This is a genomic window from Ottowia sp. (assembly GCF_047601385.1).
In the GTDB taxonomy this organism is placed as follows: Bacteria; Pseudomonadota; Gammaproteobacteria; order Burkholderiales; family Burkholderiaceae_C; genus Ottowia.
In genome coordinates, this window is sequence record NZ_JASGJP010000001.1 from 3,547,079 (window position 1) to 3,568,030 (window position 20,952).

Genomic DNA, 20,952 nt, shown 5'->3' on the forward strand with positions numbered 1-20,952 from the left:
TTCGGGGTCGTCCAGCGCGGCCTTCACGGCGGCGTCGGGCTTGGCGTTGCGCATGTCCAGCAGGCCCAGGGTGCCGCCGGCGCCGGCCTTGTTCTCGACGATCACCGTCTGCTTGAGCGTGTTGCTCATGCTGCGGGCGAAGGCGCGGCCCAGGATGTCGGTGGTGCCGCCGGGGGCGTAGGGCACGACGAGGGTGATGGGGCGGGCGGGAAAGTCCTGCGCCTGGGCCGCCGTGGCGGCCTGGGCCAGGGAGCCGCTCAGGGCGAGGAGGGCGAGGAGGGCGGGGTGTCGGGTTATGCGAAGGGCCTTTTTTGGGGAGTGGAGCAGGAAGCTCCCCATTCTTGGGCATTTCGCACCACGCGGAACTGGCGGCAAACCCTTGGAGGCGCGCGACGACGCGGCAGCGCATCCGCGCGGAGCCAGGCCGGGGAAACGAACAAGGCGGCCCGGAGGCCGCCTTGTTCTGAACGGGTGGTGGGTCCTGTAGGATTCGAACCTACGACCTACGGATTAAGAGTCCGCTGCTCTACCAACTGAGCTAAGAACCCGTGCCGATGTGTGGTGGAGAGGAGGAGGATCGAACTCCCGACCTCCGCATTGCGAACGCGGCGCTCTCCCAGCTGAGCTACCCCCCCACACGGGCAGCGCGTATTCTAGCGCGGCTTTGCCGCCCCCGTGCGCCATGGTGCGCCATCAGGCACGACGCTCCTCGATCGATAGCTGCTGGCGCTGGGCCGGCGGGCGCTGGGGGCGGTTTTTCGCCCGATGCGGTTTTACCCGGCCCTGTGCGCGGCACGCCGTTTGCGACAATAGCGCCCACTTTCTGCCCGCCCCTCATGGCCCGACCCAACGACTCGTCCCGCCGCGACCAGCCCGACACCCAATGGCTGGAGCGCATGTACAACAACCGCCTGCGGGTGCCGGACCATGGCGACTATTTCGCGCGCTGGGCCGCCGAGTCGGCGCTGGCGCGGCGCAGCCTGCCGTGCGAGCTGGACGTGGCCTACGGCGACGCCCCCGGCGAGCGGCTCGACGTGTTCGCCGCGCCGCGCGCCGGCGCGCCGGTGGTGGTGTTCATCCACGGCGGCTACTGGAAGGCCATGGACAAGGCGCAGCACAGCTTCCTGGCGGCGGCGCTGCGCGGGCAGGGCGCGGCGGTGGTGGTGCCCAACTACGCGCTGTGCCCGCATGCCACCATCCCGCGCATCACGCTGCAGATGGTGCGCGCCGTGGCCTGGGCCTGGCGCCATGCGCATCGCTTCAACGGCGACCCGCGCCGCCTGGTGGTGATGGGCCATTCGGCGGGCGGCCAGTTGGCGGCCATGATGCTGGCCTGCGCCTGGCCGGCGGCCGACGCGGCGCTGCCGCGGGGCGTGGTGAAGGCGGCGCTGGGCATTTCCGGCCTGTACGACCTGGAGCCGATCATGCACACGCCCAGCCTGCAGGAGGTGTTGCGCCTGACGCCCGCGCAGGTGCGCCAGGCCAGCCCGGCGCGGCTGCCGGCGCCGGCGCGCGGGCGGCTGCTGGCGGTGGTGGGCGGCGACGAAAGCGGCGAATACCTGCGCCAGAACCGCCTGCTGCAGCGGGCCTGGGGCCGCGAGCGCGTGCCCGTGGCCGCCGCGCTGCCCGGGCTGAACCACTTCAGCGTGCTCGAATCCCTGGCCCGTCCGGGCGCCCACCTGCATGCGCTGGCACGGCAACTGCTACGCCAGATCGCCGCCTGAGCCTTTGCGCTTGCGCGGCGGCGTGCGGCGTGACAGCCCGATGGTTGCGAGCGGAATTGATGTCCATCAAGGTCCGGGGCTGCCCGCAGCGCCGACAATGCCGCGTGGCTTCCGGGCGCCGCCCCGCCATCGTCCCAGCCCTCAGAACCAGGAGTTTTCATCATGTTCCGCTTTGCCGCCATTGCCGCCGCCTCCCTCGTCCTGGCCGCGCCCGCCTTCGCCGCCGACTGCAGCGTGCAGGTCGAGGCCAACGACGCGATGCAGTTCAACACCAAGAGCATCGACGTGCCCAAGTCGTGCAAGAGCTTCGAGGTGCAGTTCAAGCACGCGGGCAAGCTGCCCAAGGCCAGCATGGGCCACAACTGGGTGCTGGCCAAGACCGCCGACGTGGATGCCGTCAACAAGGACGGCATCGCCGCCGGCCTGGCCAGCGGCTACCTCAAGGCCGGCGACGCGCGCGTGATCGCCGCCACCAAGATGCTGGGCGGCGGCGAGAGCGACAAGGCCACCATCGACGTGTCCAAGCTCAAGGCCGGCGACGCCTACACCTTCTTCTGCAGCTTCCCGGGCCACGCCGCGCTGATGAAGGGCACCTTGCAGATCAAGTAAGCCAGCGCCTGCGCTGATGAAGAAACGGGGGCCTTGCGCCCCCGTTGTCTTTTGCTATTGATAAAATAGCTGCTCGCGCCCGGCTGGCGGGCGCTGGAGGCCTAAAAGGCTTACATCAGCAGATGCTCGCCGGCGTTGTCGCCGCCCAGGATCACGTAGTTCACGCGGCGGATGTCCAGCAGTTGCCGCCCGCCCGCGTAGCTGATGGAGCTCTGCACGTCCTGCTCCATCTCGGTCAGCGTGTCGGCCAGCCTGCCCTTGATCGGCTCCAGGATGCGCTTGCCTTCCACGTGGCGGTACTCGCCCTTGTTGAAGTCGCTGGCCGAGCCGTAGTACTCCTTGAACAGCGCGCCGTCCACCTCCACCGTGCGGCCGGGCGATTCCTCGTGGCCGGCGAACAGCGAGCCGATCATCACCATCGTCGCGCCGAAGCGGATCGACTTGGCGATGTCGCCGTGGCTGCGGATGCCGCCGTCGGCGATGATGGGTTTGGTCGCCACGCGCGAGCACCACTTGAGTGCGCTGAGCTGCCAGCCGCCGGTGCCGAAGCCCGTCTTCAGCTTGGTGATGCACACCTTGCCCGGGCCCACGCCCACCTTGGTGGCATCGGCGCCCCAGTTCTCCAGGTCGATCACCGCCTCGGGCGTGGCCACGTTGCCGGCGATCACGAACGATTGCGGCAGCTTCGCCTTGATGTGGGCGATCATGTCCCGCACCGTGTCGGCGTGGCCGTGGGCGATGTCGATGGTGATGTATTCAGGCACCAGGCCCTCGGCGGCCATCGCATCGACGGCGGCGTAGTCGGCCGGCTTGACGCCGACCGAGATTGACGCGTACAGCCCGCGCGCGTGCATGCGCCGCACGAAAGCCACGTTGTCCAGGTCGAACCGGTGCATGACGTAGAAGTAGCCGTGCTCGGCCAGCCAGGCGCAGACCGGCTCGTCCACCACCGTCTTCATGTTGGAGGGCACCACCGGCAGCTTGAAGCGCCGGCCGCCGAAGTCGATGCCGGCATCGCATTCGCTGCGGCTCTCCACGCGGCATTTGCGCGGCAGCAGCAGGACGTGGTCGTAGTCGAAGATTTCCATGAGAACCAAGCTCCATCCAAAAGTTGAAAAGATGGGCGCTTGGTCTGGCCCCGGCGTTTTGTGCGGGCACAAAAAACCGGGCCAAGAAATCTTGGGCCCGGTGCTTGATTCTACGGCCTTCGCGCCGCGCACGCCGACTGCGCCGCCGCCAGCACGCGCCCGCGCGCATCGCTGACCCAGCCGATCACCTCCAGCCGCTCGGCTGTTGCGCCTTCGGGCACGTTCATGGGGCGCCAGATCTGCCCGAAGCTGCCTTGTGGCCGCGCCGCGATGGGCTCGGCGATGAGGTTGCGCACCAGCGCGCGCGGCACCGGCGTGCCCTCGGTGCCGGCGGGCAGCAGCTCGACCAGCGCCAGCCAGCCGGTGAACGGGCCGCGCGCGCCGCGCGGCGCCTCGAAGCGCAGCGACGTGCCCATGTAGCCGCCCAGCGCCAGGCCGTGCGCCACGCGCAGGCGCGCGCTGCCGCCGCGTGCCAGTTGCTTCAGATTCGATAGCTGCCGGCGCTCGCCGGACAAGCGCAGACCCAGGAAGTCGGCCCGGTCCCGGGCCTCGCGCCGCGCCACGGCGGCCAGCGGCGCGTCGTCGCCCTGGTCGCCCGGCAGCACCCAGTCCAGCGCCAGCGTGCCGCGCGGCGCGGCGCGTGTGTCGCGGGCTGCCCAGCACTCGGCGCAGTCGGCACTGATGAAGCGCTCCAGCAGCGCGCGCGGCACGGGCCGGCCGGCGCTGTCGCACAGCGGCGGCTGCGCCTGGGCGGAGGCGGCGAACAGGGCGCAGGCGAGGGCGAGGCAGTGGCGCAAGGGGGCCTTTCTACAATCGCCGCATGTTCCCACAAACGGATGCGCCGCACGCGGCCGACTTGCCGCTGCTGGCTGGCCTGAACCCCGAGCAGCTGGCCGCCGTCACCCTGCCGCCCGAGCACGCGCTGATCCTGGCCGGCGCCGGCTCGGGCAAGACGCGCGTGCTCACCACCCGCATCGCCTGGCTGCTGCAAACCGGCCAGGTGTCGCCCGGCGGCGTGCTGGCGGTGACCTTCACCAACAAGGCGGCCAAGGAGATGCAGACGCGCCTGACCGGCATGCTGCCGCTGAACGTGCGCGGCATGTGGATCGGCACCTTCCACGGCCTGTGCAACCGCTTCCTGCGCGCGCACCACCAGCTGGCGAACCTGCCGCAGGCGTTCCAGATCCTCGACACGCAGGACCAGCTCTCGGCCATCAAGCGGCTCGTCAAGCAGCACGGCATCGACGAGGAGCGCTTTCCGCCCCGGCAGCTGCAATGGTTCATCGGCGGCTGCAAGGAAGACGGCCTGCGCCCGGCCGACGTGGCGGCGAGCGACGTCGAGACGCGCCGCAAGGTGGAGATCTACCAGCTGTACGAAGAGCAGTGCCAGCGCGAGGGCGTGGTGGACTTCGGCGAGCTGATGCTGCGCAGCTACGAGCTGCTGCGCGACAACGAGGCGGTGCGCCTGCACTACCGGCGGCGCTTCAGGCACATCCTGATCGACGAGTTCCAGGACACCAACCGCCTGCAATACGCCTGGATCAAGGTCATCGCCGGCCTGCCGGCCGAAGGAGGCGGCGGCGCCATCATGGCGGTGGGCGACGACGACCAGAGCATCTATGCCTTCCGCGGCGCGCGCGTGGGCAACATGGCCGACTTCGTGCGCGAGTTCCACGTGCGGCACCAGATCAAGCTGGAGCAGAACTACCGCAGCCACAGCAACATCCTGGATTCGGCCAACGCCCTCATCGCGCACAACAAGCGCCGCCTGGGCAAGGACCTGCGCACCACTCAAGGGCCGGGCGAGCCGGTGCGCGTCTATGAGGCACCCACGGACTTCGCCGAAGCCGAGTGGGTGGTGGACGAGCTGCGACAGCTGGTGCGCGACGACCTGGCGAGGTCGGAAATCGCCATCCTCTACCGCAGCAACGCGCAGAGCCGCGTGATCGAGACGCAGCTGTTCAACGCCGGCGTGCCCTACCGCGTGTACGGCGGCCTGCGCTTCTTCGAGCGCGCCGAGATCAAGCACGCGCTGGCCTACCTGCGTCTGCTGGAGAACCCGCGCGACGACACCAGCTTCCTGCGCGTGGTCAACTTCCCGCCGCGCGGCATCGGCGCGCGAACCATCGAGCAGTTGCAGGACGCGGCGCGCGCCGCCGACCTGCCGCTGGTGGACGCCGTGGCCAGCGTGCCCGGCAAGGCCGGCGCCAACCTGGCCGCCTTCGTCGCCCGCATCGACGTGCTGCGCGAGCAGACCGAGGGCAAGACGCTGCGCGAGATCATCGAGCTGATGCTCGACCAGAGCGGCCTGATCGAGCACTACCGCGCCGAGAAGGAAGGCCAGGACCGCATCGAGAACCTGGAGGAACTCGCCAGCGCGGCCGAGAGCTTCGTCACGCAGGAAGGCTTCGGCCGCGACGCCGTGGCGTTGCCGGTGGACGAGACCGCCGCGCTGACGCAGAGCCTGACCCAGAGTCCCGTCAGCCAGGGCCTGGACCCCGACGCGCCGCTGCTGGGCCAGCCGCTGCCGCAGCCGCCCGGCCCGGTCGATGCCGCCACCGGCGAGACGCTGAGCCCGCTGGCCGCCTTCCTGACGCATGCCGCGCTGGAGGCCGGCGACAACCAGGCCCAGGCCGGGCAGGACGCCGTGCAGCTGATGACCGTGCACGCCGCCAAGGGCCTGGAGTTCGACGCCGTGTTCATCACCGGGCTGGAGGAGGGCCTGTTCCCGCACGAGAACGCCATGAGCGACCACGACGGGCTGGAGGAGGAGCGCCGGCTGATGTACGTGGCCATCACGCGCGCGCGCAAGCGCCTGTACCTGACGCACGCGCAGACGCGCCTGCTGCACGGCCAGACGCGCTACCACGTGCGCAGCCGCTTCCTGGAGGAACTGCCCGAGGACTGCCTGAAGTGGATCACGCCTAGGCGCGCGGGCTTCGGCGCGTATGCTCCTGTTTCAGGAGCTTCTGGCGCTTACCAGACGGGCGCTGGAGCCCGATTTGGCTTGAAACCCGAAGCCTTCGCCAGCAGCGCGCCCGCGGCGGCCGGCGGCATCGTGGTGGGCACGCGCGTGTTCCACAACAAGTTCGGCGAAGGCCAGGTGCTGGCGCTGGAAGGCGTGGGCGACGACGCGCGCGCGCAGGTGAGCTTCCCGCGCCACGGCACCAAGTGGCTGGCGCTGGCGATCGCCAAGCTAACCGTGGTCGATTGATTCAACGGGTGCCGGCTCATCCGCCGCGAAGCTGTCGCGGAAGGTGAACCACAGCGAGGCGTAGAACATGCTCGCCACCAGCACGCTCAGCGGCAGCAGGCCGCTCAGGGCCAGGCCGATGTTGCCCAGCACGGCCGCCACGATCAGCAGGGCGCCCCAGCCGACGCTGGCCACCGCCGCCCAGCCGAGCCCGTACACCAGGTAGGCCGTCGTGTTGCGCAGCACGGCGACGGCGCTGAAGAACAGGCTCTTGCCCACCGGCAGGCCGTGCCAGTGCACCAGCGCCGGCGCGTGCCACATCAGCACCGCCACCGGCACGTAGAGCAGGCTGCCCACCAGCATCTGGCGCATCGAAGCCTGCGCGGCCTGTTGCAGCGCGGGGTCGGCCATCAGATCGGGCGTGAGGCGCCCGCCGTGTTTCTCGACCAGGCGCGCCAGCTGGCCGTCGTCCAGCGAGGCCGAGAGGATCATGATCAGCAGCAGCGCGGCGGCGTAGAGCGCGCCCAGCGCCAGCATGGCGCGGGTCTGCCGGGGCGACTGCCTGAACGCCGCCAGCAGCGTGGCGGGCATGGGAAAGCGCCCGTCCAGCGCCTGCCGCGTGGCCGCCATCAGGCCCACCGTGGCGGCCGGGATCATCATCAGCGCCAGCGCGTCGCCCACCACCGGGATGATGGACAGCACCACCGTGGCGGCCAGGAACATGAAGAACAGGCCGGCGAAGGCCAGCGGCATGCGGAAGAACACGCGAATGCCTTCGCGCACCCATTGCATGCCGGTCCGGGCCGGGACGATGTTGAGCCTCACTGCGCGGACCTCATGCGTGCAGCGGTGTAGTCACGCGCTGGCGCAGCACGCGCTCGAAGTGGGTCGGGTCGTGGGGCTTGAGCATGCTGGCCTCGCGCGGCAGGTGGAAGTCCCACAGCCGCGACAGCCAGAAGCGCAGCGCGCCGGCGCGCAGCATCGCGGGCAGCAGGCGGCGCTCGGCGCCGGTCAGCGGGCGCACGGCCTGGTAGGCGTCCAGCAGGGCGCGGGTGCGCGCGGCGTCGGTGCGGCCGGTGGGCAGGTCGATCGCCCAGTCGTTCAGGGTCACGGCCAGGTCGAACAGCCAGGTGTCCACGCCGGCGAAGTAGAAGTCGAAGAAGCCCGACAGCGCGGGCTGCTCCGCCGTGCCGGTGAACATGACGTTGTCGCGGAACAGGTCGGCGTGCACCGCGCCGCGCGGCAGGGCGGCGTAGGCGCTGCCGGCGGCCACGTGGTTCTGGTAGGCCAGCTCGGCGCGGATCAGGGCGGACTGCGCGGCGTCCAGGTAGGGCAGCACCACCGGCACGGTGTCGTTCCACCACGCCAGGCCGCGCAGGTTGGGCTGGCGGCGGTCGTAGTCGCGCGCCGCCAGGTGGGCGCGCGCCAGCATGTGGCCGACGGCGGCGCAGTGCGCGGGGCCGGGGGCCAGCTCGCTCTTGCCGTGCAGCCGGTTGACCACGGCGGCGGGCTTGCCGCACAGCGTGTGCAGGATGGCGTCCTCGCCCGGGCCGACGCGCGCGCCTTCGCGCTTGGCCTGCGGGTCGGGCACCGGCACGCCGTGCCGGGCCAGGTGCTTCATCAGGTGCAGGTAGAAGGGCAGCTGCGCGTGCGTCAGGCGCTCGAACAGCGTCAGCACCCATTCGCCCTCGGTGGTGGTGGCGAAGTAGTTGGTGTTCTCGATGCCGCCCTCGATGCCGCGCAGCGCGGTCAGCTCGCCCAGGTCCAGCGCGCCCAGCAGGGCGGCGGCCTCGTCGAAGGCGACTTCCGTGTAGACCGCCATCGGGCTAGAAGCTGAGGATCTTCCAGGTGCGCTGGCCGGCGCCGCCGGGCCCCGCCTCGGGCAGGGAGGGGCGCGTCACGTCGGCAGGCTGCACGTCGTAGGCCGGCACGTTGGCCTTGGGCTGCACGGTGATGGACTGCGTCTCGCCGCCGGCGCGCACCTCGTCGACGCGGCTGCCCGCGTCCTCGACGTGGATGTGCTCGATGCGCTGGGTCGTGCGGTCCAGCGTGGGCTCGTCGCGCAGCAGGGGCGCCTGGGCTGCGCCCGGCGCGGTCTGTGCCCACGCGCAGGCGCAGGCGCTCAGGCCGAGGGCGATCAACCAGGCGCGGGAACGGAGAAGGTAGGCAGGCATGGGCCTATTCTAGGCCGGTGCATCGCCGCACGGCGTGCACAATGCCGCCATGACCGACGCCGCTTCCGACGCGCCCGCCGACCAGCGCCCCACGCTGTTGCTGGTGGACGGCTCCAGCTACCTCTACCGCGCGTTCCACGCCATGCCGGACCTGCGCGCCGACCCCGGCAACCCGGCCAGCCAGCCCACCGGGGCCATCCGCGGCATGATCAACATGCTGGCCGCGCTGCGCAAGGACTACCCGCGCGCGCAGTACGCCGCCTGCGTGTTCGACGCGCCGGGCAAGACCTTCCGCGACGACATCTACCCCGACTACAAGGCGCAGCGCGCGCCCATGCCCGAGGATCTGCGCAGCCAGATCGAGCCGATCCACGAGGCCGTGCGCCTGCTCGGCTGGACGGTGCTGTGCGTGCCCGGCGTGGAGGCCGACGACGTCATCGGCACGCTGGCGCGCGCCGGCGAGGCCAATGGCATGGACGTGGTGGTCTCCAGCGGCGACAAGGACCTGGCACAGCTGGTGACCGGGCGCGTCACCATCATCGACACCATGAGCGGCAAGCGCCGCGACGAGGCCGGCGTGCTGGCCGAGTTCGGCGTGGCCGCCTCGCAGATGCTGGACTACCAGACGCTGATGGGCGACGCCGTCGACAACGTGCCCGGCGTGGACAAGGTCGGCCCCAAGACGGCCGCCAAGTGGCTGAACGAATACGGCTCGCTGGACGAGATCGTGGCCCACGCGGGCCAGATCAAGGGCGCGGCGGGCGAGAACCTGCGCCAGGCGCTGGACTGGCTGCCCACCGGGCGCGACCTGCTGCGCATCCGTACCGACTGCGATCTGGCGGGGCACGTCGATGGCCTGCCCGCTCTGGATTCGATAGCTGCTCGCGCACAGCAGACGGACGCTCTGGCCGATTTTTATCAAAAATTCGGATTCAGGACGCTGACCAGGGGCTTGCAGAAACCCGCGCCCGAGGCCACGCCCGCCGACGCGGCCGACGCGGCCGACGCCAGCGCGCAGGCGAGCGCGGAGGCCAGCCAGGCCCAGCACCGCGCCGTGCACTACGAGACCATCCTCACCTGGGCGCAGCTGGACGACTGGCTGGCGCGCATCCAGGCCGCGCCGCTCGTCGCGCTCGATACCGAGACCACCTCGCTCGACGAGCTGCGCGCCGAGATCGTCGGCATCTCCTTCAGCGTGGAGCCGGGCAGCGCCGCCTACATCCCCCTGGCCCACAACGGCCCCGACGCGCCCGAGCAGCTACCGCTGGCCGAGGTGCTGGAACGCCTCAAGCCCTGGCTCGAAACCCCCGAGCGCCTGAAGCTGGGCCAGCACGTCAAGTACGACCGCCACGTGTTCGCCAACCACGGCATCGACGTGCGCGGCTACGCCCACGACACCATGCTGCAAAGCTACGTGCTCGAAGTGCACAAGCCCCACGGCCTCGCGAGCCTCGCCGAGCGCCACACGGGCCGCAAGGGGATCAACTACGAAGACCTGTGCGGCAAGGGCGCCAAGCAGATCCCGTTCTCGCAAGTGGCCGTGGACAAGGCGTCGGCGTATTCGTGCGAAGACTCCGACCAGACGCTCGACGTGCACCGCGTGCTCTGGCCGCAGCTCGAAGCCGACGAGAAGCTGCGCGGCATCTACGAACTGGAGATGGCCAGCAGCGAGACGCTGTTCCGCATCGAGCGCAACGGCGTGCTCATCGACGCCGCGCGCCTGGCCGCGCAAAGCCACGACCTGGGCCAGCGCATCCTCAAGCTGGAGCAGGAGGCGTTCGACATCGCGGGCCAGCCCTTCAACCTCTCCAGCCCCAAGCAGCTCGGCGAAATCTTCTTCGACAAGCTCGGCATGCCCGTCGTGAAGAAGACCGCCACCGGCGCGCGCAGCACCGACGAGGAGGTGCTGGAAAAGCTCGCCGAGGACTACCCTCTGCCCGCCAAGCTGCTGGAGCACCGCAGCCTCTCCAAACTCAAGGGCACCTACACCGACAAGCTCGCGCAACTGGCCGACCCGCAGGGCCGCGTGCACACGCACTACGCCCAGGCCGTCGCCGTCACCGGCCGCTTGTCGAGCAACGACCCGAACCTGCAGAACATCCCCATCCGCACGCCCGAGGGCCGCCGCGTGCGCGAGGCGTTCGTCGCCCCGCCGGGCCGCGTGATCGCGAGCTGCGACTACAGCCAGATCGAGCTGCGCATCATGGCCCACATCAGCGGCGACGAGGCGCTGCTGCGCGCCTTCCACGAGGGGCTGGACGTGCACCGCGCCACGGCGTCGGAAGTGTTCGGCGTGGCGGTCGATCAGGTCAGCAGCGAGCAGCGCCGCTACGCCAAGGTCATCAACTTCGGCCTGATCTACGGCATGAGCAGCTACGGGCTGGCGCGCAACCTCGGCATCGACAACACCGCCGCCAAGAACTACATCGACCGCTACTTCCAGCGCTACCCCGGCGTGAAGCAGTACATGGACGAGACCAAGGCCCAAGCCAAGGCGCGCGGCTACGTCGAGACCGTGTTCGGCCGGCGCCTGTACCTGCCCGAGATCAACTCCCCCAACGGCCCGCGCCGCAGCGCCGCCGAGCGCGCCGCCATCAACGCGCCCATGCAGGGCACGGCGGCCGACCTCATCAAGAAGGCCATGGTGCAGGTGCAGGACGCGCTCGACGCCGCCAAGCCCGAGGTGCTCATGATCATGCAGGTGCACGACGAACTCGTCTTCGAGCTGCCCGAGGGCGAGGTGGACTGGCTGCGCGCCGAAGTGCCGCGCATCATGGCCGGCGTGGCAGAGCTGAAGGTGCCGCTGCTGGCCGAGGTGGGCGTGGGGCCGGACTGGGACAAGGCGCACTGACCGGCAATGACTTCCCCTTGCGGGGTCAGGCACGAAACTTTCCATAAAATGGGAGTAATTCTCATTACCTCCCGGCCAATCCTCCCGTTGGCCCTGGGATACAGGAAAGCCATCTTGGACACCGCCCCGTCCGCGTTCCAGCAACAGCAGGTCGAAACCCTGTACGCCAACCACCACGCGTGGCTGCAGGGGTGGCTGCGCCGCCGCCTGGGCAACGCGGCCGATGCAGCCGATCTGGCGCACGACGCCTTCGTGATCCTGCTCGCCAGGCCGCGCCGCTTCGACAGCACCCCGGAGGCGCGGGGCTACCTGCGCAGCATGGCCAACGGCCTGTGCGTGGATCTCCAGCGCCGCCGCGCCATCGAACAGGCCTGGCTCGATGCGCTCGCCGCCCGGCCTGAGGCCCTGGCGCCCTCGGCCGAGCACCAGGTGATGGTGCTCCAGGCCCTGCAGGAGGTGGACATCATGCTGCGCAGCCTGCCGCCCAAGGCGGCCACCGCCTTCGTGCTGGCCGAGGGCTGCGAGATGACCGACCGCGAAGTGGCCGAAACCCTGGGCGTATCCGACCGCATGGTGCGCAAATACGTCGCCCAGGCCATGCTGCACTGCATGCGCCTGGAGGCGCGGCAGGCCCTCGAAGGCGTGCCCCGCAGCGGCGAGGCACCATCCGTTCAGGCCATACCGGTGTTCACCGCCGGCTGACAGCGGGCCGGCCCGTCCCGTGACCGCTGCCGACACCTCGCCCGTGCCCACGTCCGGGCCGCTGCCCGAACCCTCGCACCAGGCGATGGAACAGGCCGCCGAGTGGTTCGCCCTGCTGCGCTCCGGCGAGGCGACGGACGCCGAGCGCGGCCAATGGCAGGCGTGGCTCGACAGCTCCGACGAACACCGCCAGGCCTGGGGCTGCGTCGAGCGCGTCAGCCACCGCTTCGCGCCCATCAAGCAAAGTCCCGACAGGCACACCGCCGCCACCGCCTACCGCGAGGCCAACGGCAAATTGCTGCGGCGCCGGCAGGGCCTGCTGGGCATCGCCGCCCTGGCAGGCACCGGCCTGCTCGGCTGGGCCGCCTGGCGGCACACCCCGCTGCCCGGCATGGCCCTGGCGTGGATGGCCGACCACCACACCGGCACCGGCGAAGTGCGCGAAGTCGCGCTGGCCGACGGCACCCGCGTCTGGCTCAATGCCGCCAGCGCCTTCAACGTGGACTACCGTGCCGACCTGCGCCGCCTGAACCTGCTGGCCGGAGAAATCCTCATCCAGACCGCCGCCGACGCCGGCGGCCGGCCCTTCGCCGTCGATACCCCGCAGGGCCGGCTGCGCGCTCTGGGCACCCGCTTCACCGTACGCATGGACGAAGGCCACAGCCTCGTGGCCGTGCAGGAGGGCGCCGTGGAAGTGCGCACCGCAGGCAGCGGCACCACCGCCGTCATCCAGGCCGGCCGGCAGACCCGCTTCACCGGCGAGTCGCTGGGCGCCATCGAAGACGCCGAAACCGCCCGCGAAGCCTGGACGCGCGGCATCCTCTTCGCCGATGACATTCCCCTGTCCGACGTGGTGCGCGAACTGCGCCGCTACCGCAGCGGCCACCTGGGCCTGGCGCCCGAAGTGGCCGACCTGCGCGTCTTCGGCAACTACCCGGTGAACGACCCCGACCGGGCGCTGGCCATGCTCGAATCCGTGATGCCCATCCGCGTGCGCCGCACGCTGCCGTGGTGGGTCAGCATCGAGCCCCACGATTGACTCGATAAGCCCCTCTCCCCTCGTGGGAGAGGGGTTGGGGAGAGAGGGGGCGCGGCCGTGGTGCCGGAAACACTCCTGAAAAATTTCTTCGGCTTTCTCAAAAAAGGGGTTCCGCATCCGGGCCTCTCATTCGATTAACCGATTGAGACACCACTTGAACGGCGTCCACAACCCAGCCCTCGGCCAATACCGCAGCGGGCCGTGGTTCGTGCGTCGCCCACCCATCGCCCGCGCCGGCCGCAGGGCGTTCCGGCAGCAATTCCGGGTCAGGCAACGGTGGTTCGACCTTGTTTACCAACCACCTTCGTGCGAGGAGGCACGTTTGCCATGTCCCAGAGATCGAGTCACCTTTCCCTGTCCGCGCCCGGGCTGCGTCCCACGGCGCTCGCGGCGGCCGTTCACCTGGCGCTGGCCGGCGTCCTGCTGACGGGCTGGCAGCCCGCCGCCCATGCGCAAGCCGCCGCAGCCGATGCGCGCAGCTACGACATCCCTGCCGGACCGCTCGGCACCGTGCTCAAGCGCTTCGCCACGGAATCCGGCGTTCTGCTCGCGGCCACGTCCGAACTGGTGCAGGGTCGGCAGAGTCCGGGCGTGCGCGGCAGTTACAGCGCGCAGGCGGCGCTGGCTGCGCTGCTGGCTGGCACCGGGCTGGCGGCCGAGGGGAATGCGCAGGGGGGATACCGCCTGCAGGTGGCTGACACCAGCGCGGCGAAGAAAGGAACTGCGGGCGCTGCCGCAACGAACGCCAATGTGTCGACGCTTGCTGAGGTGACAGTGACGGCGGAGGCTGACAGGGACGGCACCACCGAGGGGTCGGGCTCGTACAAGGCCGCCTACACCAACACGGCCACCAAGCTGAACCTCACGCCCCGGGAGACGCCCCAGACCGTCACGGTCATCACGCGCCAGCAAATGGACGATCTGAACACGAGTGCAGTATCAGATGCGCTCCAGTACGCCAGCGGCGTCCAGATCCAGCAGCGCGGGGCGCAGGGTGAGACTCTTTACAGCAGGGGGTTTACCACCCAGTCGCAGTTCGATGGTGTGCCCAACCCGATCGGTCTCAGCGAATACGAAAAAGGCTCCGCCATTGACACCGCCTTTCTTGACCGCATCGAGGTCTTTCAGGGCGCGGCGGGTCTGACCAGTGGCGCAGGAGACCCGGGCGGCACCATCAACCTGGTGCGCAAGCGCCCTACGCAGGACTTCCAGGCTTCGGTAGAGGCGCGGGTCGGATCTTGGTCGAGCAAGCGGCTCCTGGCCGATGTTTCCGGCCCGCTGATTGAATCGGGCCGCGTTCGCGGGCGCCTGGTCGGGCTAAACGATGACGGTGACTCCTTTTCCAACTACACCTGGCACCAGCGCCGAGGCCTGTACGGCGTCGTCGAGGCCAATCTCTCTCTCATCACCTTACTGACCGCCAGCGTTCAGTATGAGCATGAAAAGCTCAATGCAGCCTGGGGGATTCCGTTCGCGGCAGACGGTTCTGATCTAAACCTGCCCCGTTCGAGCTATTTTGGCAATCCCCGCGCATGGCGCGAAAGGGACAGCGTCTTGTATACGCTGGCGCTCGAACAAAAACTGGCCAACGACTGGAAGCTGAATGCCACTTTCATCCATGGCAGCGCCAACAATGAGCCTCTGAATTATTCCTATACATGGGGGTCTGTCGATCGATTGACCGGTGATGGCTTGAACATATACCAGCAAGCGCATTTCGATAAAGAAATGAATTCAAATGCGTTCGACGTCAACGTTTCCGGAAAATTCGACTTCCTGGGCCGCACGCATGAAGGGGTGTTTGGTACCAATGGCTACTCGTTCAAAAATAATATGAGTGGAAACGACTACAATGAAACACCTGTCAACGTCTACACTTTCAATCCCGCACTGCTTGCCGATTCAGCCGTCACAGCTGGTTATACACTTCATCAAAAAACCACCCAGGCTGGTGTTTACGGCGCTGTCCGGCTCAATCTTTCGGATTCGCTGAAGGCCATTGTGGGCGCCCGGGTTACCAACTATGAATTCAAAGACCCCACGGACAGCACCAGCACCAGCAATACGAAGAAAAACGGCGTCGTGCAACCTTACGGCGGGCTGTTGTACGACATCAACAAGCAGTACACAGCCTACGCCAGTTACTCGAGCATTTTCAGTCCGCAAAGCGACTACACGGCAATCGGTGGGGGCACCCTCAAGCCCGTGGTCGGGAAGAACTACGAGGTTGGCGTCAAGGGCGAGGTGCTGGACAAGAGGTTGAATGTCAATGTGGCCGTGTTCCGGCTCGATCAAACCAATCTGCCGGTTCTCGATTCATCTGCCACCAGCGCCGAAGCGGCCCAATGCAACGGCTATTGCTACAAGGCTGCTGGTTTGGTTCGAAGCCAAGGCATTGACTTGGGCGTGAATGGTGCTATCGGCGAAGGCTGGAACGTGATGGCTGGCTACACCTATGTCAACAGCAAATACATGACGGGTGATACGTCTGGCTGGCGCTACAACGACAAGATGCCCCAACACCAATTGCGCCTGGCCACGACCTATCGAATTCCAAACACGGCCTTCACCATTGGCGGCAACGTTCGTTTCCAAAGCAAGATCGACAGCTACCCGAACGCCCCTGACACCAGTGCGTACGTTCACCAGGGCAGTCTGGCGGTTTATGGGCTGACCGCAAAATACCAAATCAACCGGCAGGCCGAGATCACGCTGGCCATTAACAACCTGTTCGACAAGCGCTATTACTCCACGATCAGTCCTTTGACGGCAAACTTCTACGGAGATCCCCGCAACGGGTCGATAAATTTCAAATACCGCTTCTGACCCGTGTGCGCCGCCTTCGTGGTGGTCCACCGCTGGGCGGGCCTGTTCATCGCCGTGCTCCTGTTCGCCGCGGGCGCCACTGGCGCGGTGATTGCGTGGGACCACGAACTGGACGAATGGCTGAACCCGCACCTGTTCCATGCGCGCAGCAGCTCGGGTGCAGTCCGCTCGCGCCGCTGGAACTTGTGCGGCGGGCCGAGGCCGCCGACCCGCGCCTGCGGGTCGGCTTCGTGCCCTGGTTCATCAAGCCCGGTCAAACGTTGCTGGTGGGCGCGGCTCCCCGCGTCGATGCCGCCACCGGTCAGCGGTTCGTGCTGGGCTTCAACCAGATGGCGCTGGACCCTGTTAATGGCACGGTGCAGGGCACGCGCGATTGGGGCGCACTCTCGCTCTCCCGCGAAAACCTGCTGGCCGCGCTGGCCTTCGGGTGGCGCCGCTGCTCAACGCGCCGACGACCGACAGGCACCCGGGCGTGACGCTGCCTGCGGGCGATTGGGGGCTGGCCGGGTTCGGTCTGACGATGCTCGGGCTGGCGGCGATGTTCGGCGCAGTGGCGCTCAGGCTGCGGCGGTGCCGGAAGGCCTCGGCCGCCGTGCGTGGACGCGCAGGCATCAGCCGCGCCACGACCTTGCCGTGGCGGGTGATGTCGATTTCGGCGCCGCCATCCACTTCGGCGAGCAGGGCGGAGAAGTGGCTTTTGGCCTCGACGACTTGATTCTGACCAGATGGTCATAACAGGCGGTGCCCAGCGGAAGGTCAAGCCATGCTGACGAGCCTGCGTTCGAGCGATGTGGCCTGCCATCGCCTGGGCGTGGGGCCGGACTGGGACAAGGCGCATTGAGCGCCGCCGGCCGCCAGGATTTACAAGGGAAATCGGGCTCCAGCACTTGCTGGACAAGCGCTGGCAGCTATTCTTTTGATAGCTATCGTTGCTGGGGCTGTGGAACGGCTTGGCCGTCCTGCTCCAGGTGATAGCGCGTCACGCGCTCCACCTCGTTCCTGCTGCCCAGGATCACGCTCACGCGCTCGTGCAGTTGCTTGGGCTGGATGTCCAGGATACGCTGGCGGCCGTTGGTGGCGGCACCGCCGGCCTGCTCGATGAGCCAGCTCATGGGGTTGGCCTCGTACAGCAGGCGCAGCTTGCCGGGCTTGTTCGGCTCGCGCTGGTCCCAGGGGTACATGAAGATGCCGCCGCGCGTGAGGATGCGGTGCACGTCGGCCACCATGCTGGCCACCCAGCGCATGTTGAAGTCCTTGGCCCTGGGGCCTTCCTTGCCGGCCAGGCACTCGTCGATGTAGCGGCGCACTGGCGCGTCCCAGTGGCGCATGTTGCTCATGTTGATGGCGAATTCCTTCGTGTCCTCGGGGATGCGCAGGTTTTCCTGCGTCAGCACGAAGCTGCCCTGCTCGCGGTCCAGCGTGAACATGTGCACGCCGTCGCCGACGGTGAGCACCAGCGTGGTCTGCGGGCCGTAGACGCAGTAGCCGGCGGCCACCTGCCGGCTGCCGGGTTGCAGAAAGTCGCCTTCATCGACGCCGCGGTCGTCGTCGGGCATCTTCAGCACGCTGAAGATGGTGCCGATGCTGACGTTGACGTCGATGTTGCTGGAGCCGTCCAGCGGGTCGAACAGCAGCAGGTATTCGCCCTGCGGGTAGCGGTTGGGCACGACGTAGATGCCGTCCATCTCCTCGCTGGCCATGGCCGCCAGGTGGCCACCCCATTCGTTGGCCTCGATCAGCACCTCGTTGGCGATGATGTCCAGCTTCTTCTGCACCTCGCCCTGCACGTTGGCGCTGCCGGCCGAGCCGAGCACGCCGCCCAGGGCGCCCTTGTTGACGGCGTGGCTGATGCTCTTGCAGGCGCGCGCGACGACTTCCAGCAGCAGGCGCAGCTGCGAGGGGATGTGGCCGGCGACGCGCTGCTTCTCGACCAGGTGGCGGGTGAGGGAGACACGGGTGCTCATGCGGGATCCTTCGGTTCTTCGGTGCCGGCTCCGGTCTCGGCCCCGTCATCGGCGGCGAGGGCGCGGGCGACGACCTCGCGCACGTCGTTGCTCAGGCCGGGCCGCGCGGCGACGCGGGCGATGGCCTCGCGGGCGGCGGCGCGGTAGGGCTCGGCCAGGCGCGCCCAGGCATCCATGGCGCGCGCCAGGCGGGCGGCCACCTGCGGGTTGAGGGCGTCGAGCTCCAGCACGCGGTCGGCCCAGAAGACGTAGCCGGCGGCGTCGCGCCGGTGGAAGCCGGCCGGGTTGCCGTGGCAGTAGCTGAAGATGACGCTGCGCGCGCGGTTGGGGTTGCGCAGCTGGAAGGCGGGGTGGCGCGTCAGCTCGCGCACCAGCGGCAGCACGTTGCCGCCGCGGTCGGGCATGCGCGCCTGGAGCGCGAACCACTTGTCGAGCACCAGCGGCTCGTCGCGGAAGCGGGCATGGAAGCCTTCCAGCGCGCGGGCCGCCAGGCCGTGGCCGCCGTGCACCAGTGCCTGCAGCGCGTTCAGCCGGTCGGTCATGTTGCCGGCGTCCTTGAAGCGCTGGTACGCCTTGCCGGGCCACACAGCCTGTCCTGAGCCCGTCGAATGGCCGCCCTCGCGCGCGGCCAGGCACAGCATGCGCAGCGCCAGGCCGGCCAGCGCGCGCCGGCCGCTGGAGACCGGGTCGGGCCGGTAGGCGCCGGTGTCGTGGTTCTGCTCGTAGGCGTGCTGCCAGTCGTCATGCAGCGCGGTGGCCAGTTGCAGGTCCATGGCGTCGGCCACGGCGTGGACGCGCTGCGGGTCCACCACGTGGAGCTGCTCGGCGATGTAGCTCTCGCTCGGCAGGGTCAGCACCAGGGCCTTGAAGGCGGCGTCCAGCGCGGGGTCGCGCAGCACCGCCCGCAGGGCGGCGACGTAGGCATCGTTCAGGGGTGTGGCGCTTGCTGCATCTGCGCCGGAAGCTATGTTTTCAATAGCAATCCGCAGCGCGGCCTGCTGCCCGGCCTCCCAGCGGACGAAGGGGTCGTTGTCGTGCGCCAGCAGGTGCAGCAACTGTCCGGCGCTGTAGTCGCAGACCAGTTCGACGGGGGCGGAGAAGCCGCGCAGCAGCGAGGGCACGGGCGCGCCGTCCACGCCGGTGAAGCGCAGCGTGGCCTCGGCCTCGCTCAGCACGAAGACGCCGTCGTGCACGGCGTGCGGGCCGGGCGCCAAGCTCAGCGGCAGATCGCGCCCGTCGGCGCCGAGCAGGCCGAGGCGGATGGGGATGACGAAGGGCGCTTTCACCGGCTGGCCCGGCGTGGCGGGGCAGCTTTGCGAGAGCGTCAGCGTGTAGGCGCGGGCATCGGCGTCGTACGCGCCCCGTGCCTGGACCACCGGCGTGCCGGCCTGGCTGTACCAACGCTTGAACTGGGGCAGCAGGCGGGCCAGGTCGCTGGCGGGGTTGGCGTCGGCCATGGCGGCCGCGAAGTCGTCGCAGGTGACGGCCTGGCCGTCGTGGCGCTGGAAATACAGGTCCATGCCGCGCCGGAAGCCGTCGCGCCCCAGGGGGTCAGACTGACCTGCGGTCAGGGTCTGCATCATGCGCACCACCTCGGCGCCCTTCTCGTAGATGGTGGTGGTGTAGAAGTTGCTGATCTCCAGGTACTCGTCGGGCCGCACGGGGTGGGCCATGGGGCCGGCGTCCTCGGGGAACTGGGCGGCGCGCAGGGCGATGACGTCCTGGATGCGCTTGACGGCGCGCGCGCTGGGCGTGCCGGCCAGGTCCATGCTGAACTCCTGGTCGCGGAACACCGTCAGGCCCTCTTTCAGCGAGAGCTGGAACCAGTCGCGGCAGGTGACGCGGTTGCCCGTCCAGTTGTGGAAGTACTCGTGGCCGATGACGGCCTCCACGCCGTCGAAGTCGGCGTCGGTGGCGGTGGCGGGCTTGGCCAGCACGTACTTGGTGTTGAAGACGTTCAGGCCCTTGTTCTCCATCGCGCCCATGTTGAAGTCGCCGGTGGCGACGATCATGAAGCGCTCCAGGTCCAGCGCCAGGCCGAAGCGCGCCTCGTCCCACAGCACGGCGTGGATCAGCGAGCGCATGGCGTGCTCGGTCTGGTCCAGGTCGCCGGGGCGCACGTAGACCTGCAACAGGTGCTCCTGCCCCGAGCGCGTGGCGATGCGCTGCTCGCGCGCCACCAGCCGGCCGGCGACGACGGCGAACAGGTAGCAGGGCTTGCGGTGCGGGTCGTGCCAAGTGGCGAAGTGGCGGCCGTCCTCCAGATCGCCCGCGTCCACCAGGTTGCCGTTGGACAGCAGCACCGGCCAGCGCGCCTTGTCGGCGCGCAGGGTGACGGTGTAGGTGGCCATGACGTCGGGCCGGTCCAGGAAGTAGGTGATGCGGCGGAAGCCCTCGGCCTCGCACTGGGTGAAGAAGTCGTCCCCGCTCATGAACAGGCCCATGAGCTGGGTGTTCTTCTCGGGCGCGCAGGTGGTGAAGATCTCCAGCTCGAACGGCTCGGGGCCCTCGGGCAGGTTCTCCAGCACCAGCGTCTCGCCCTCCATGCGGAACGAGCAGCCGGCGCCGCCGAGCAGCACGCGCGCCAGGTTCAGGTCCTGGCCGTCCAGGCGCAGCGGCTGCGCCGGCACCTCGGGGTTGCGGCGCAGGCGCATCTTGTTCAGCACGCGGGTCTTGGCGGGGTCGAGGTCGAACGCGAGTTCGACGGTGTCGATCCAGAACGCGGGCGGGGCGTAGTCCAGGCGCCGGGTGACGGTGGCTTGTCCTTCACGCATGGGGAGTC

At 68.9% G+C, this 20,952-nt stretch carries 15 protein-coding genes, 2 tRNA genes and 2 pseudogenes; 9 read left to right on the forward strand and 10 right to left on the reverse strand.

The features are described from left to right. Positions 1–45 precede the first annotated feature (45 nt). The 3 genes and pseudogenes from QM772_RS17195 to QM772_RS17205 form a co-directional block, all read right to left on the reverse strand. Positions 46–339, reverse strand: a pseudogene (locus QM772_RS17195) (hypothetical protein); the annotation flags it as partial. 133 nt (positions 340–472) lie between these two features. Further along, a tRNA-Lys gene (locus tag QM772_RS17200) sits at positions 473–548 on the reverse strand. An 11-nt stretch (positions 549–559) separates the two neighbouring features. Next, positions 560–635: transfer RNA gene (locus QM772_RS17205), tRNA-Ala, on the reverse strand. 201 nt (positions 636–836) lie between these two features. On the opposite strand from QM772_RS17205, the gene QM772_RS17210 reads away from it, so the two are divergent. Continuing rightward, on the forward strand, positions 837–1,724 hold the full coding sequence (locus QM772_RS17210; protein ID WP_415138629.1) for an alpha/beta hydrolase: 888 nt from the start codon (positions 837–839) through the stop codon (positions 1,722–1,724). A gap of 162 nt (positions 1,725–1,886) precedes the next feature. Beyond that, a complete protein-coding gene (gene azu / locus QM772_RS17215; RefSeq protein WP_415138631.1) occupies positions 1,887–2,333 on the forward strand; it encodes an azurin in 447 nt (148 codons plus the stop codon). Positions 2,334–2,443: 110 nt separating this feature from the next. Here the strand turns inward: azu and QM772_RS17220 are convergent, their stop codons facing one another. Then, positions 2,444–3,421, reverse strand: coding sequence for a GMP reductase (locus tag QM772_RS17220; RefSeq protein ID WP_415138633.1), 978 nt, complete (start codon positions 3,419–3,421; stop codon positions 2,444–2,446). Positions 3,422–3,531: 110 nt separating this feature from the next. Beyond that, a complete protein-coding gene (locus QM772_RS17225) occupies positions 3,532–4,218 on the reverse strand; it encodes a hypothetical protein (RefSeq protein ID WP_415138634.1) in 687 nt (228 codons plus the stop codon). 23 nt (positions 4,219–4,241) lie between these two features. Between QM772_RS17225 and QM772_RS17230 the strand changes: the two genes are divergently transcribed. Next, the gene (locus QM772_RS17230) at positions 4,242–6,635 is read left to right on the forward strand and encodes a UvrD-helicase domain-containing protein (RefSeq protein WP_415138636.1); all 2,394 of its coding nucleotides are present in this window, start codon (positions 4,242–4,244) and stop codon (positions 6,633–6,635) included. Here the strand turns inward: QM772_RS17230 and QM772_RS17235 are convergent. Genes QM772_RS17235 through QM772_RS17245 form a run of 3 tightly spaced genes read right to left on the reverse strand, consistent with a single transcriptional unit; the run spans position 6,618 to position 8,788 of the window. Then, positions 6,618–7,439, reverse strand: coding sequence for a BPSS1780 family membrane protein (locus QM772_RS17235; protein ID WP_415138638.1), 822 nt, complete (start codon positions 7,437–7,439; stop codon positions 6,618–6,620). The genes QM772_RS17230 and QM772_RS17235 overlap by 18 nt on opposite strands. A 10-nt stretch (positions 7,440–7,449) precedes the next feature. Next, entirely contained in the window at positions 7,450–8,436 is a 987-nt protein-coding gene (locus tag QM772_RS17240; protein WP_415138640.1) for a homoserine kinase, read from the reverse strand. Between the two features lie 4 nt (positions 8,437–8,440). Next, positions 8,441–8,788, reverse strand: a complete 348-nt coding sequence (locus tag QM772_RS17245; protein WP_415138642.1) for a hypothetical protein — start codon at positions 8,786–8,788, stop codon at positions 8,441–8,443. Between the two features lie 49 nt (positions 8,789–8,837). Here QM772_RS17245 and polA point away from each other — a divergent pair, with 49 nt between their 5' ends. The 6 genes and pseudogenes from polA (at position 8,838) to QM772_RS17275 (ending at position 16,682) form a co-directional block, all read left to right on the forward strand. Next, a complete protein-coding gene (polA, locus tag QM772_RS17250; protein WP_415138644.1) occupies positions 8,838–11,639 on the forward strand; it encodes a DNA polymerase I in 2,802 nt (933 codons plus the stop codon). A gap of 114 nt (positions 11,640–11,753) precedes the next feature. Continuing rightward, positions 11,754–12,341, forward strand: a complete 588-nt coding sequence (locus tag QM772_RS17255) for a sigma-70 family RNA polymerase sigma factor (RefSeq protein WP_415138646.1) — start codon at positions 11,754–11,756, stop codon at positions 12,339–12,341. Between the two features lie 19 nt (positions 12,342–12,360). Then, positions 12,361–13,380, forward strand: a complete 1,020-nt coding sequence (locus QM772_RS17260) for a FecR domain-containing protein (RefSeq protein ID WP_415138648.1) — start codon at positions 12,361–12,363, stop codon at positions 13,378–13,380. Between the two features lie 327 nt (positions 13,381–13,707). After that, entirely contained in the window at positions 13,708–16,206 is a 2,499-nt protein-coding gene (locus QM772_RS17265) for a TonB-dependent siderophore receptor (RefSeq protein ID WP_415138650.1), read from the forward strand. Between the two features lie 54 nt (positions 16,207–16,260). After that, a pseudogene (locus QM772_RS17270) lies at positions 16,261–16,317 on the forward strand (hypothetical protein); the annotation flags it as partial. A gap of 5 nt (positions 16,318–16,322) precedes the next feature. Further along, positions 16,323–16,682 (forward strand): hypothetical protein, encoded by a 360-nt coding sequence (locus QM772_RS17275; RefSeq protein ID WP_415139673.1) that lies wholly within the window; start codon positions 16,323–16,325, stop codon positions 16,680–16,682. 447 nt (positions 16,683–17,129) lie between these two features. Here the strand turns inward: QM772_RS17275 and QM772_RS17280 are convergent, their stop codons facing one another. Next, on the reverse strand, positions 17,130–18,170 hold the full coding sequence (locus tag QM772_RS17280) for a class 1 fructose-bisphosphatase (protein WP_415138652.1): 1,041 nt from the start codon (positions 18,168–18,170) through the stop codon (positions 17,130–17,132). Further along, positions 18,167–20,944 (reverse strand): aminopeptidase N, encoded by a 2,778-nt coding sequence (gene pepN / locus QM772_RS17285; protein WP_415138654.1) that lies wholly within the window; start codon positions 20,942–20,944, stop codon positions 18,167–18,169. The genes QM772_RS17280 and pepN overlap by 4 nt, the downstream gene beginning before the upstream one ends. Positions 20,945–20,952 lie beyond the last annotated feature (8 nt).

What these genes read in the sequence shown, in the direction of transcription:
- azu (WP_415138631.1), top strand. Translation starts at nt 1,887, where the DNA reads ATGTTCCGCTTTGCCGCCATTGCCGCCGCCTCCCTCGTCCTGGCCGCG.
- QM772_RS17210 (WP_415138629.1), top strand. Translation starts at nt 837, where the DNA reads ATGGCCCGACCCAACGACTCGTCCCGCCGCGACCAGCCCGACACCCAA.
- QM772_RS17280 (WP_415138652.1), bottom strand. Translation starts at nt 18,170, where the DNA reads ATGAGCACCCGTGTCTCCCTCACCCGCCACCTGGTCGAGAAGCAGCGC.
- QM772_RS17230 (WP_415138636.1), top strand. Translation starts at nt 4,242, where the DNA reads ATGTTCCCACAAACGGATGCGCCGCACGCGGCCGACTTGCCGCTGCTG.
- pepN (WP_415138654.1), bottom strand. Translation starts at nt 20,944, where the DNA reads ATGCGTGAAGGACAAGCCACCGTCACCCGGCGCCTGGACTACGCCCCG.
- QM772_RS17275 (WP_415139673.1), top strand. Translation starts at nt 16,323, where the DNA reads ATGGCTGAACCCGCACCTGTTCCATGCGCGCAGCAGCTCGGGTGCAGT.
- QM772_RS17265 (WP_415138650.1), top strand. Translation starts at nt 13,708, where the DNA reads ATGTCCCAGAGATCGAGTCACCTTTCCCTGTCCGCGCCCGGGCTGCGT.
- polA (WP_415138644.1), top strand. Translation starts at nt 8,838, where the DNA reads ATGACCGACGCCGCTTCCGACGCGCCCGCCGACCAGCGCCCCACGCTG.
- QM772_RS17240 (WP_415138640.1), bottom strand. Translation starts at nt 8,436, where the DNA reads ATGGCGGTCTACACGGAAGTCGCCTTCGACGAGGCCGCCGCCCTGCTG.
- QM772_RS17220 (WP_415138633.1), bottom strand. Translation starts at nt 3,421, where the DNA reads ATGGAAATCTTCGACTACGACCACGTCCTGCTGCTGCCGCGCAAATGC.
- QM772_RS17245 (WP_415138642.1), bottom strand. Translation starts at nt 8,788, where the DNA reads ATGCCTGCCTACCTTCTCCGTTCCCGCGCCTGGTTGATCGCCCTCGGC.